This window comes from Arthrobacter sp. 'calajunan' (genome assembly GCF_046940185.1).
Classification (GTDB): Bacteria; Actinomycetota; Actinomycetes; order Actinomycetales; family Micrococcaceae; genus Glutamicibacter; species Glutamicibacter soli.
Map to the genome: position 1 here is coordinate 355,281 of NZ_JBKZDY010000001.1, position 13,611 is coordinate 368,891.

Below are 13,611 nucleotides of genomic sequence, written 5' to 3' on the forward strand. Positions count from 1 at the left end.
CGCGGTTGAGCCGGTGCCGGACCGTGTTTCTTACGGATACCAGCATCGGGCAGGTCCCTGTGACGTGGCAAGGCGGCACCTGAAGGGATGTGTCCATGGCGCGAGCAAACTGTCATGATGGCCGCGGCATTTACCTCGCTCACGCCGTGCATCGCCAGCCGCGACGGTGCATGCCTGGTCGTCAGTTCGGCGAGCCGGGCCTAGTTGTCCTTTAGGTCGCCGTCCAGACCGATGATCTGCTTGGCCAAGCGCACGTTTTCTCAATAAGCATCAGTGGGGCCTCGATCCCATACCCACGCCACACCTGGGCGGGGAGCTGGCACTACTCTGCCAGCTAGATGAGTAATTCCAAGGGGTCCCACCACGGCGTGGCGCACCCCTGAACAAAGCAAGGGGGTCCATGATCGGCGTACTTAACCCACAGTCACGACCCGGAGGTCATGGTGGACACCGATCTGGACTCCCTTGCTATTGCATTCTATGTCGTCATCGACGACATTTTGAAGAGTCACCCAGAACATCTTCCCTACCGTCCACGAATCGGGATCAGCCCGAAAATCAGCGACGCCGAACTGATCACCCTGGCCCTGATGCAAGGCCTGCAAGGCTTCGTCTCCGAAGCCAGATGGCTGCGTTACGCCACCGAACACCACCGCAACCTTTTCCCCTACATGCCTGGCCAATCAGGCTATAACAAGCGCCTGCGCAAGCTGGGGCAGTGCATGAAATGGCTCATCAGCGTGCTGGGCCAGCGCACTGACGTGGGCTGCGACGATGTGTGGCTGGTGGACTGCACCCCGGTCGAATGCGCCCGCTCCAGGGAAACGGTCAAGCGTTCGGAGCTGGCCGGGTGGGCCGAGTACGGGTACTGTGCTTCGCATTCACGGTACTTCTGGGGGCTGCGGTTGCATCTGGTGTGCACGGTGCACGGGCTGCCGGTCGGGTTCGCGCTGACCGGGGCCAAAGCCGATGAACGACAGACCCTGCTGGATATCCTTTCCGTTGACGAGGTGATGAATCGGGTGCAGGCCGACGGGCACCGGCAGGTGCTGATCGGGGATAAGAACTATTTCGGCCGGGAGTTCGAGCGGATCCTGGATGAGTCGGGGATCGAACTGCTACGCCCGGCGCGCGTCGGCGAGGCATCGCGGGCTGGTGCACGGTTTTTCAAGCCGTTGCGCCAGATCATCGAGTCGGTCAACCAGACGTTGAAAGCGCAGCTTGACTTGGAGCGGCATGGTGGCCGGGTTCCCAGCGGGGTGGCTGCGCGGGTGGTTCAGCGCCTTTTGGCGTTGACCGCAGCGATCTGGCACAACGAATCGTTAGGGCTGGCGGTGCGTCGTTCGCTGGTTGCGTATGATCACTGACCCCTTTGAATTACTCATCTAGTCCCAGGCAAGACGGCTTCAACACTTGCAGGCGGTTTACGTACCCAGTTGCAAGAGCAGGAGTATCTTCAAGCACTATTCCGTGTCCAACAGCTAGACTTATCTTCTGGATAAGATTCTAGATTTTAGGGAGTTTCCTCGTTGAAACGGTCGAAGGATACGATAGCCCAAGGGCTTACTTCACGTGCTGAGCTTTTCAAGATAAAAAAAGAGTATTCAACATTCGACGGTGATCTCGAAGCCAAATTGTTGGACGAAGTGTCTCAGCATCGAGTAAAGTCTGCAAAACTGTCGGAAGAAAACGAATCGCTCAAGGCGCGTAAGACAAGGTTAGAAGGCCGGGTTGCGCGTCTTGAACGAGAGCTGCAAACTACTTCTGAAGCGCATCGAAAGTCGTGTCGAGAAACATCGATTCTCAAGAAGCAGCTTGTAAAGGAACATGAGCGTGCAGAAAAATTCAAGAACGCGTATGGCAATCTTAAGAACCACCCAATATTACGCGCTGCTCGTGGGCTGAAGAGCCCGTTTACACCCAAGCCAGAGGCTTCCAGCAAGCAGGTCCAGTCGGTTCCGCGGAAGCAGGCGCCAATTACCAACACCAACCCGAGCGCCAATGCACGGTCCCATGCAACAGGTACCGAAGAATCTATGCTGTCAGCGATTGAGGCTGAAGCTGCAATTTACTTGGCGCTCTATCGAGACGGTGGTGCCATTTCGACTCCAGCAGAGGGCTTGCGAGAACTTACTACGCGCGAAAACGCTCCACAAGGCTTTGGAGCGATGCATGAGCAAGTCAATGGGCAGGCGAGACTTCTCGAGTCCTTGCCCGAGGTTCCAGCGAAGACCTCCACGCCGGCTTACGTTCCGCAGCCCGACAAGGTGATGTATTGCGCACACAGTACTGGCGAGTACAACAGTAACGGATATTCGACCCGTACAACCGGGCTGACCAGTGCCGTAGCCGATTCAGGCCTGGATGTGTTCATCGCGGCACGACCTGGTTACCCATGGGATTCCAAGGTCGATAAACAGATGCCGAAACAGACGCGTCTTATCCGTGAATTTTACGGAGTCGACACCTACTACAATCCGGGTGTGTCTCTGCGAAATGATCCACTCGACAAGTTTTTTCAGCTCGCCGCAGACATCTACGTGCGCGAAGCAATGTTAAATCGTCCGTCCGTTATCGTTTCTGCGTCGAACCACATTACCGCATTGCCAGCATTGATTGCTGCACGCAGGCTGGGGATTCCGTTCATTTATGAGGTTCGTGGACTGTGGGAAATTACTGCCGCTGCCGGCAACGAAACTTGGTGTGATTCCGAGCGTTTCGAACTTGCCCGGCGTTTGGAAGCACTTGTTACAAATGAAGCTGACCTTGCCTTTGCAATCACTGAGGAAGTTCGCGAAGAACTGGTTCAGCGTGGTGCAAATCGGGATAAGATCGAAATTCTTCCGAACGCCGCAAACATTTTCCAGTATGTTCCACTCCCTGCAGAGCGTTCCAAGGCCACCAGCCAAAAGAACAGGGAAGAGTTCCTGCTTGGTTATGCGGGTAGCCTCGTTGACTACGAAGGACTAGACCTGCTCATCGAGGCCGTCTCTCAACTGCCCGATTCTCTGTCGCATGTTGGTGCTTTGATTGTCGGTGATGGCGCGGTTCTGCCCGTGCTCAAGCAGCGGGTTTCCGAACTTGGCCTGGGAGAGCGTATTCGTTTCACCGGACGAGTGCCGAACGAACAGATTAATGATTACTTGGCGATATTCGATGCAGTGGTTTGCCCGCGCAAATCCAACATTGTCACAGAGCTGGTTTCACCGTTGAAGCCTATCGAGGCGATGGCAGCAGGCCGTCCGGTGATCGGCTCCAGTGTTTCTCCGATCGCAACATTACTTGGCACCGACAGCTCGCGCGGTCTGCTCTTTGATGCCGACTCCGTCGATTCCTTAGCTGGTGCCATCGCCCAACTGGCTGAGAATGCAAAGATGGCACAAGATATGGGACGCCGTGCCCGCAAATGGACTGTCGAGAACAGGACTTGGCCGATTGTCGCAAAGACATTTGTCGAGCAGATTGCCAAGGTCCAAGAACACGGCGCCGCCGGCAAGCAATTGGCGAAGATTCGCATGGCTCTCATCGCGGACGAATTCACTACGTCCACCATCAGCCGTGAAGTTAGTGTGGTTTGCCCAACCCCAGGGAATTGGCGAGATGTCCTGGAGACAAATCCAGTTGACGTGCTCTTCGTAGAATCCGCCTGGGCCGGCAACGATGGTACATGGACCCGCAAAGTCGGCTACTACGAAGATGAGGAATGCGCGGATCTGGTAGCACTAATCCGCTATTGCCGCAGCAAGAACATTCCAGCGATCTTCTGGAATAAGGAAGATCCAGTTCACTTCAATCGATTCCGCCGGACGGCCAAGTACTTCGATGTAGTCCTCACCACCGACGCCAACTGCCTTCGTGAATACTGGGATCATCGTGGCGACAATCTTAAAGCCTTGGGCAGCCTTTCATTCTGGGCCCAAGCTGAAATCCATAATCCAATGGGTTCTAAGCGGGAGTACTCCCACACCGTCGCATACGGTGGTTCCTATTATGGAGACAGATATGCAGAACGATCGAAGGAACTGCGATCAATTCTGGAAGGCGCACGTCCTAACGGGCTGACCATCTATGACCGCCAGGCTGACACTCCTGAATCTCCATACAAGTTCCCTCCGGTGCTTCAAGACTTCGTTCATGGCGGATTGACCTATGACGAAATGGTAGAGGCGTACAAGTCGCATCCTGTCCACGTTAACGTGAATTCCGTCAACGACTCACCAACTATGTTCTCCCGTCGTGTATTTGAACTGGCAGCCTGTGGTACTCCAGTCGTCAGCGGCAAGAGCTTTGGCGTCACTTGGATGTTTGACGGTAGAGTTCCTGTGGTTAGATCACGCCGCGATTCTGAGCTGATCACTACCTTATGGATGAACTCTGAATCCGACCGAGTCTCCGATGCATGGGGTCCGCTGCGTGTGACGTACCAAAAGCACCTGGCACACCATCGTCTAGCTGTGGCACTGCGCATGGCAGGTATTGCAGTTGAAATTCCAACGTTGCCTTCCTTGGGCATCGAACTTGGAGTGCTGACGGAAGAAATAGCAGCGAATATAGTTTCGGCAAGCGTACGACCTGCCTATGTTTATGTGGCTGGCTTGAACTTAGAAGAGCCCGCTGCGGGGATTCTTAGAGCTGCCGGCATCTCCGTGGTTGATGCCACGGCACCGCGTGAAACCGAAGTTCTGGCGTCCCACATCGACGATCTAATTAAGGATCACGAAGTCCTCGAGGACATGCTGACGGCTCTGGCCTACAGCAATGTTTCGCGAGTACAGGTTTCGGAACGACTGGTAGATACCCCAGGGCTTCCGCTGTGGATGCAAGACGCCTATGATCCGGGCCAGGGCTCATTGCAGCTGCGCGATCCTGTTGATCGCGATGCCGACTCCACTCTCGTTCTTCGTAGGGTGCTGGATGGCGAGCAGACTGACCGAAATAACGCAGAAGAACGGCAGTCGAAGGACAAGCAAACTATCCTGGTTGCCGGGCACGATCTGAAGTTCGCAGGACAGATCATGAATGCGATCTCTAGCCGAGGTCACAACCTCGTCGTTGACAAATGGGATGGTCACGCACAGCACGACGTAGACGAAAGTCAAGCCCTTCTTGAAAGTGCGGACGTGGTCTTCTGCGAGTGGTCCTTGGGCAATTTGGCTTGGTACTCCAAGAACCTGATGCCACACCAGAAACTCGTTACTCGATTCCATTCACAGGAACTCTTCACGGACTATCCGAAATCGGTCAACTTCACGAAGGTTGAGATGGTTATCTTTGTCAGCGAATTAATCCGGGGCATGGCTATCCAGAAGTTTGGAATTCCTGCCGAGAAGACCGTCGTCATTCCAAATTCTGTTGACACGAGTGAGCTGGATCGTCCGAAAGCGGAAGGATCCCGATTTGTACTCGGCTTCGTTGGAATGGTTCCTCAAATGAAGAGGTTCGACCTTGTTTTGGATCTTCTTGAGAAGCTGCGTGCAGTTGACAGTCGGTTCACTTTGCGTGTGAAGGGCAAACGTCCAGAGGACTACCCATGGATGGCGGCTCGCGATGATGAGATGGCATTTTATAGGGCTCAATATGCACGAATCGGAGAGTCCGAGTTGCTCCGCGGGGCAGTATCCTTTGATCCTCAAGGCGATGACATGGCTATGTGGTACCAGCAGATCGGAATCGCTGTATCCACTAGTGATTTCGAGTCCTTCCATTTCACCTTGGCTGACGGGGCTGCGTCGCGTGCGTTGCCAGTTGGATTGGCTTGGCCGGGTTCAGAATGGCTTTACCCGAACGATTGGCTGCACGCTGATACGGCTTCAGCAGCGGACTACGTAGTAAGCCTGCTCAAGGATGAAAAAATGCTTGGTAAACAAGTTGCTTCGGCCCGTGAGTTCACGGTTGAGCGCTACGATTCGGCAGATGTCTTGAATCGAATCTTGAACGAGATTGAAAGCTAGAAGTCCACATAGAGCTATGGGTATATGGGGTGTGTTCCGCGGCAATCGCTACGGGATGCACCTCACTGTATTATTGGACTTGGCTGTATCGAATAAAGAGTGAGTTGAGAATTGAAGATTGCATTAGGGGACATTCGAAAAGCACTATGGCATTTGCGCCAGGGTGGTCCGCAGCAATTGCAGGAATGGTACAAACGCCGCGATTACGATTTGCGTACAGGAGTGCAACACCGACTTTTGATGACGGAGACCGAGAGACACCTTGGTTTACAGTTCCCCGCAGTTGTATTCGATAGCAGCCTGAACAAGCGCGAGAAGCTTGACGTAGCGGTGATTTTAGATGATTTCAGCGCTAAGGCATTTTCTCCTGAATGGAATTGCACTTTTATCTCACCAGATTCTTGGGCAGAGGATTTAGACACACAAGAATTTGATCTGCTTTTTGTTGAGTCTGCCTGGGCCGGAAATAATAAGTCGTGGCAATATCATTTGACCGGGCCTACGGCTCCTCGGCCAGCGTTCGTCGAAATGGTCCAAGGTTTCAGGGAACGCTCTGTGCCGACAGTATTCTGGAACAAGGAGGATCCTCCGCATTTCCAGGATTTTTTGGAAACCGCTAAACTGTTCGATTTTGTGTGTACTTCAGATTCGAGGAAGATCCCGGAGTACCATGAGGCCTTGGGGCACGAAAATGTGGCTGCACTCAGTTTCGCGGCACAGCCAGCTTTCCATAATCCTGTTCGCCCCTTAACACAGAAACGCCGCGATGTGGCATTCGCGGGAATGTACTTTGCGGAGAAGTACCCAGAACGCCGGGACCAGATGGAAATTGTTCTCGGGGGAGCGATGGACGTTGCCTCGCGGTTATCTACTGGCTTAGACATTTTCTCACGGCAGCATGGTGGCGATGAGAAATACCAGTTCCCAGCTCCCTACGATCTGAGTGTCGTAGGATCCCTTAGCTACGAAAAGATGCTGACCGCGTACAAGTATTATAATGTATTCCTCAATGTGAACTCTGTAGTTGATTCTCCAAGTATGTGCGCCCGCCGTATTTTCGAAATCACTGCAGCGGGAACCCCAGTAGTTTCAGCGCCGAGTACCGCCATTGAGAACTTTTTCTCATCGTCCGAAGTCGTCCAGGTTGGTAACAGAAAGGATGCGTCCAATGCCATTCGCAGTCTAGTGCGCAGTCCTGAATTGCGTGACCGCATGGTTCACTTGGGCCAGCGTCGAATTTGGCGACACCACACATACGCGCATCGTGCTCGTGAAGTTGCGCAGTTTATCGGTTTGGCGTCTCAACCTGCCAATCCGATGGCCATGACAACCACCCCAAAAGTCAGCGCAGTTGTTTCCACGATTCGCCCGCATCAGCTAAACCACATCTTCGAAACCGTTGGCAGACAGAAGGACGTTGACGTCGAACTCATCCTGGTTACCCACAAATTCATCGCCGACCCCAACGAAGTGGCTGACCTAGCAAATGCAAGCGGGGTATCCAACTACAGGATCCTGGAACTTGGCGATGAGAGTACCTTGGGTGATTGCCTGAATGCCGCAGTCAATGAAGCATCTGGTGACTTCGTCACTAAGATGGACGATGACGACCTATACGGTGAGTACTACCTTTTCGACCAGGTAGCCGCCTTGCGATACAGTGGCGCATCAATCGTCGGCAAGCAGGCACACTACATGTACCTGATGGATTCTGACGCGACACTATTGCGTTTTGCAGACCGAGAACATCGTTTCACAAATCTTGTCATGGGGCCGACCATATTGGGGCACGCCTCGGTATTCAAGGAAACACCATTCGGAACACGTAACCGCGGCGAAGACACACAATTCCTGAAGGATGTCATTGATCACGGCGGAACTGTGTACTCCGCAGATCGGTTCAACTTTACGCAGGTGCGCGGCGGTGACGGCAAAGCCCATACTTGGGATCTCAGCGATGCGGAATTAACTGCTACTGGTATTATCCAATGGTTTGGACGCAATGATAAGCATGTGTTTTTCTAAGTGAGTCTAATTAGTACGAAATGTCCGAGCCGTGCGAAAAAGGGGGAGCGCGTCAGATGAAGATTATGCTTCTGACACACTCGTTTACGCCTGAAATCTCACCACCCCAACGACGTTGGTCGATCATCGCGGACGAATTGGCGCAGCTGGGTCATGACGTGACCGTAGTAACCCCGACATCCAGTCGTGTCGTGACGGACAACCACAAGCGACTGCTGGATAACCCTCGCGTGAAGTTGCAGAACTATCCATCTCTACGTCGTTCTCGAACGATGATGGGCAAAGTCCTGAAGCACGGGGTTGATGCATTACTGAGCGTGCCCGCCGCACTAACTGGTGGAAAGCCGGATATCATCATCGCCACTGTGCCGGCTATCCCTACGTTAGTGGTCGGTTATGTAGCGAGTCGCTTGCGCCGAGTTCCGATGGTCGTTGACTTGCGTGATGCTTGGCCTGATTTGTTGAGAGAGTCCCAAGTCATCAAGTTCCGCTGGCTCGAACCTCTGGTGTCCAGATTCATCAGTTTCGTGGTAAACCGCAGTGAGATGCTGATTACTGTCACGCACGGTCTGGCACACAAGATGAAAATAAATGGCGCCATGAATGTAGCCACTATTTCCAATGGCGTCGAAACTGAGGGTGCCGACCTCACGGTGGCACCGAGGATTCATGATGGCAAATTACATATTCTCTATCTGGGCAATATTGGGCGCAGCCAAGGACTGGACACCGTGATTCGAGCGATGAAGTATGTTCCGTCCTCAGTGCAACTGCGTATCGTTGGACAAGGAACTGAAAAGAACAAATTGATAGCCCTGGCCGACGAATTAGGCGTCAACGTTGACTTTCGAGAACCGGTTTATGGGCAGGATGTCCTCGAGAACTATTCATGGGCAGATACTTGTTTGGTTTCGCTCCGGCCGGACTGGGCCAGCTTCAGATATACAGTCCCGTCTAAACTCTACGAACTTCTTTACCTGAACCAACACGTGACTGGATTAGTTCAAGGGGAAGCCGCTGAAATCATCATTGCCTCCGAATCCGGGATAGTCGTTGAACAATGTGTTGGAGGGTTCGCGGAATACATCAACTTTATGGTGTCTAACCCAGAATCATGGCAAACGCCACGTAGAGGTAGGGAATGGGTCAAGACACACGCCTCGCTCCGAAAATCAGGCCGTGAATATTCAAAGCTACTTGCAGAAGTGGTTCGAGCGAATTCAAATAGATAGAACGGTAGTCTTGAAGCCCAACATCATTTCCAACATAGCCAATACCGCTCAGCTGGTTCTGGCGAATGTTGCAGACGACCCGACGTACTTCGCTTTGCAAGTGGCACGGCGGTTCCGTTCCAGCCCAATCCTTCGTCAGGTCATCGATCGATTGAGCTCCGAACGGGCTAGCCTCAGTCTGCGTGCACTGGCTGCGATGCTCACTGACGACCGCAGCTGCCTGCGTTCAGTCTGCGAGCGATACCTCCAATCAGAAAGATCTTCTCGACAGTCAGTATTTTTCGCAAATCTATGCATTGCATCCGACGAGTGGATCTTAGCAGACATGCTGCTAGACCAATCAGCGAAAACTAAATCGGCGGTAAAATCCAGAGCCCGTCTGTTGTGGGCGCGGGGTCACATGTCTGAGGCAATTGCGGTTCTCGGGTCAGGCTACGGCGGGCGGCAGCTGCGCCACTACCGGTCAGAATTTTCGGTATTCAGGGGGCTAGAACCTAACCTGCCTGCGACCACGGAAACGATGCTCGGGGCGAAGAAGTGCAACTCCATAATGTATGTCTCCACCAATTCTCTGCCCCATACCGGAAGCGGATACGCTCAGCGGACGCATTCAATCCTGAAAGCTCTGGTCGATGAAGGTTGGGCTGTAAAGGCGCTGACGCGGGTGAACTATCCTCTCAATATTGGGAAGTTGGCCGCGGATCTTCAGGACACTGTGGATGGAATTACTTATGAGCGTTGCCTTCCGTTCCCTGCACAACACGACTTTGCCGGGCGCATCCAGCAACAGGCCGAAGATCTGCTTGCCCGCGTAAAAAAAGATAATCCCTCTGTACTCCACACGACAACGGATTTCTCCAACGCGCTAGCTGTGAAGGCTGTCGCTGAAGCAACTGGTATTCCTTGGATCTATGAAGTGCGGGGGCAATTGGCTGATACATGGCTATCTACTCGCCCGGATGGGTCGGAAACTTCGGAGCGTTATCAGCTGTTCATGGAGCGTGAATCGTATGTCGCGCGACATGCCGACCACGTATTTACTCTGGGTGAAGCTATGAAACAGAATTTGATTCGCTCGGGTGTCAAGGAATCCAAGATTTCGCTGTTGCCGAATGGCATTGGTGACGAGTTCCTCGAAGAACCAGTAGACCGGACTCAAGCTCGTGGGCAACTGGGACTGGACCCTGAAGCATTTTATGCGGGTACAGTCAGTAGCCTGGTCCCATATGAGGGACTTTCCACCTTAGTCCGGGCTGTTGCCCGTCTTGCGGATGAATTCCCAAGTTTGCGGTTGCTGATCGTTGGCGATGGAACAGATCGCGAAAACCTGATCATGCTTGCACGGGAACTGGGCATTGAATCCCGTTGCGAATTTCCCGGACGTGTACCTCGCGAGCAGGCTCATCTTTATCACTCGTCACTTAATACTTTTGCGGTTCCTCGTGTCGAATCAGCTGTGACCCGCTCCGTGACTCCACTCAAGCCCGTCGAAGCATTAGCTTCCGGAGTTCCTGTCCTAGCCTCTGATCTCCCCGCTTTAAGAGAACTAATTACAGACGGTGAGAACGGTCACTTGGTACGGCCTGAGGACGTCGAAGACTGGACAGGTAGTCTTCGGACGATGATTTTAGAACCTTCCAGAGCGTATAAAATGGGCAAGTCGGGCCGTGAATTCGTATTGTCCAGCCGAACTTGGGCGCAAAACGCAAAAACTATAATTCAAATCTACTGTCGAGTAGTAAATCAAACATCGTGACCATGAAACCACACCATTTCACAGCAATGAGATATGGTTTATAGGGCTTATCTCGCACTCCTCGTGTTATAGGATCAGCCGAAACTCCCTCAAGTAGGGAAAATCGCTCGCACCAGAAGGAAAGTCACTTTAGTGAATAACATTAAAGAAGTCGCCGTTATCGGTTTGGGGTACATTGGATTGCCAACGGCCGCAATTCTTGCCTCGAGGGGCATCACCGTCAGGGGTGTAGATGTAACTCCGCGAACGGTAGAGGCAGTTAACAAGGGCGAAGTTCCCTTCGTTGAACCCGCACTGGGTGAATTTGTTTCGGCTGCAGTAAGCGCTGGAACCCTGTCGGCAAGCTTCGAGACTACGGAAGCCGAAGCATACATCGTCGCAGTTCCGACCCCTTTCAACGACGACTACACCGCAGATCTTTCCTACATTGAAGCAGCCGCGGACGGTATCGCTCCCGTACTTAAGGGGGGCGAGCTTGTGATTCTTGAATCGACTTCACCTCCAGGGGCGACCCAGCATCTCTTCGACTACCTGCTGAATAAGCGACCGGATCTTAGCGCTGACAACCTGCTTGTGGCGCATTGCCCTGAGCGAGTGTTGCCCGGATATGTCATGGAAGAACTCGTCACCAACGACCGCATCGTCGGCGGAATCACGCCTGAAGCCGCGGATAAGGCAAAGGCGCTTTACGAGACTTTCTGCCAGGCAGACATCTTGACCACTGATGCAAAAACTGCCGAAATGGCAAAGCTTGTTGAGAATTCTTACCGTGATGTGAATATCGCTTTCGCCAATGAGCTCTCTGTCATCTCAGACAAACTAGGTATCGACGTCTGGGAACTTATTTCACTTGCCAACCGCCATCCCCGAGTCGACATCCTGCAACCAGGCCCAGGCGTTGGAGGTCACTGCATCGCAGTTGATCCCTGGTTCATCGTTTCAGCGGCCCCTGAAGAATCACAGCTCATTCGCACGGCCCGCAATACGAACGATTCCAAGCCAAACTGGGTTGTCAACAAGGTGGTGGCTGCGACCAAGAGCGCTGGATTCAATGGCAAGGTCGCCGTGATGGGTCTAGCATTCAAAGCGAATATTGATGACATGCGTGAGTCGCCTGCTATCGAGATTACTCGCCAGCTTGCTGAAGCAAACCCGACCGTTGAGTTTTTGGCAGTTGAGCCACACGTGGACGCCCTGCCAAAGAAGCTTGAAGGTATCTCTAACTTGACCTTGACGCCTACTGACGAAGCTCTCGAATCTGCTGGGGTTGTGACCCTCTTGGTTGATCACGATCAGTTCAAGTCAGTTCCTGCTACGGTGCTTGCGGGCAAGGAAATCATCGACACTCGCGGTCTGTGGCGCTAAGCTACAAGAATTGACAAGGTATATCCCATGAAAAAGATCATGCCGATCTATGGCACTCGTCCCGAGGCCATCAAGGTTGCTCCGATTGTCAAGGCACTTCAAGACGCTGATGAGTTCGAGTGCGTAGTGGTCGTTACCGGACAGCACCGTGAAATGCTGGATCAGGTCAACGAACTGTTCGGAATCGCCCCAGACTATGACCTGGATGTCATTCAGCCACGCCAGACCCTCAACGGATTGTTGACCAGAACCATCGCTGGTCTGGACGAGATCTTCGAGAAGGAAAAGCCGGATGCCGTAGTCGTGCAGGGTGACACGACCACGTCGACTGCCGGTGCCATAGCGGCGTTTTACCGAGGAATTCCTGTGGTGCATGCGGAAGCTGGCTTGCGCAGCTATGACATCTTCTCGCCTTTTCCGGAAGAAGCAAACCGAAAGCTCACAAGCCAAATCGCCAGCTTGCATTTGGCCCCAACGTCGCTCAGCAAGCGCAATCTGGTACAGGAAACCCTTCCGACCAAGGATATTGTCATCACAGGCAATACCGTCATTGATGCACTTCTGACTGTTGTGGAAAAGAAGGTTCCTTTCTCCGACCCTAAGCTCGAAGAAGTGGTCAACTCCGGTAAACGGATTGTCCTGGTCACCACTCACCGCCGTGAGAACCAAGGTGAACCAATGCGCGGGATCGGCCGCGCGCTTGCCCGGTTGGCGAAAGCCGAAGCGGACGTTGAGTTCATCCTGCCTCTGCACCGCAACCCTGCAGTACGCGAGGCTTTGCTTCCGGAGATTGAAGGAATTGCGAACATTACGCTAACCGAGCCGCTTGCCTATGGTGAGTTCACTCGAATCATTGATGCATCAAATCTTGTGCTGACCGACTCCGGTGGCGTCCAGGAAGAAGCTCCGAGCCTGGGCAAGCCAGTCCTTGTTATGCGATTGAACACTGAGCGCCCCGAAGCCGTAGCGGCGGGGACCGTTCGCCTCATCGGTACCAATGAACAGCGAATCGTCGATTCGGTTACCGAACTGCTTCACAATCCTGACGTTTATGAGGAAATGGCAAATGCCGTAAACCCCTATGGCGACGGTAAAGCCGCTGATCGCACGGTAGCCGCAATTGCCGAACTGCTGGGTGTCGGGTCACGCATCGAAGAATTCGATTCGAGGCTTTCGGATCCTGAAGACATGATGCGCGCAACTAGCATCTAGAGATCTCCTGCAATGGCTGGGTCCGTGTTCACCATGAACTTGGGCACAGCCATTTCGTTTAAGACGTCGT

7 protein-coding genes are annotated in these 13,611 nt (G+C 53.2%); all 7 read left to right on the forward strand.

Annotation, left to right across the window (positions count from 1 at the left end):
• The first annotated feature begins 443 nt into the window (after positions 1 to 443).
• Positions 444 to 1,367 carry an IS982 family transposase gene (locus RF641_RS01600; RefSeq protein WP_424572297.1) on the forward strand — a complete coding sequence of 308 codons (924 nt, stop codon included), beginning with the start codon at positions 444 to 446 and terminating at the stop codon, positions 1,365 to 1,367.
• Between the two features lie 162 nt (positions 1,368 to 1,529).
• Positions 1,530 to 5,951, forward strand: coding sequence for a glycosyltransferase (locus tag RF641_RS01605; protein ID WP_424572298.1), 4,422 nt, complete (start codon positions 1,530 to 1,532; stop codon positions 5,949 to 5,951).
• 111 nt (positions 5,952 to 6,062) lie between these two features.
• Positions 6,063 to 7,976 (forward strand): glycosyltransferase family protein, encoded by a 1,914-nt coding sequence (locus RF641_RS01610; protein ID WP_424572299.1) that lies wholly within the window; start codon positions 6,063 to 6,065, stop codon positions 7,974 to 7,976.
• Positions 7,977 to 8,032: 56 nt separating this feature from the next.
• Positions 8,033 to 9,208 (forward strand): glycosyltransferase family 4 protein, encoded by a 1,176-nt coding sequence (locus RF641_RS01615; RefSeq protein WP_424572300.1) that lies wholly within the window; start codon positions 8,033 to 8,035, stop codon positions 9,206 to 9,208.
• The gene (locus RF641_RS01620) at positions 9,156 to 10,964 is read left to right on the forward strand and encodes a glycosyltransferase family 4 protein (protein WP_424572301.1); all 1,809 of its coding nucleotides are present in this window, start codon (positions 9,156 to 9,158) and stop codon (positions 10,962 to 10,964) included. Before RF641_RS01615 ends, RF641_RS01620 begins: the two co-directional genes overlap by 53 nt.
• Positions 10,965 to 11,096: 132 nt before the next feature.
• Positions 11,097 to 12,329 (forward strand): UDP-N-acetyl-D-mannosamine dehydrogenase, encoded by a 1,233-nt coding sequence (gene wecC, locus RF641_RS01625; RefSeq protein ID WP_424572302.1) that lies wholly within the window; start codon positions 11,097 to 11,099, stop codon positions 12,327 to 12,329.
• A gap of 27 nt (positions 12,330 to 12,356) precedes the next feature.
• Positions 12,357 to 13,541: a non-hydrolyzing UDP-N-acetylglucosamine 2-epimerase gene (gene wecB, locus RF641_RS01630; RefSeq protein WP_424572303.1), complete on the forward strand. Its 1,185-nt coding sequence runs from the start codon at positions 12,357 to 12,359 to the stop codon at positions 13,539 to 13,541.
• Positions 13,542 to 13,611: the final 70 nt, after the last annotated feature.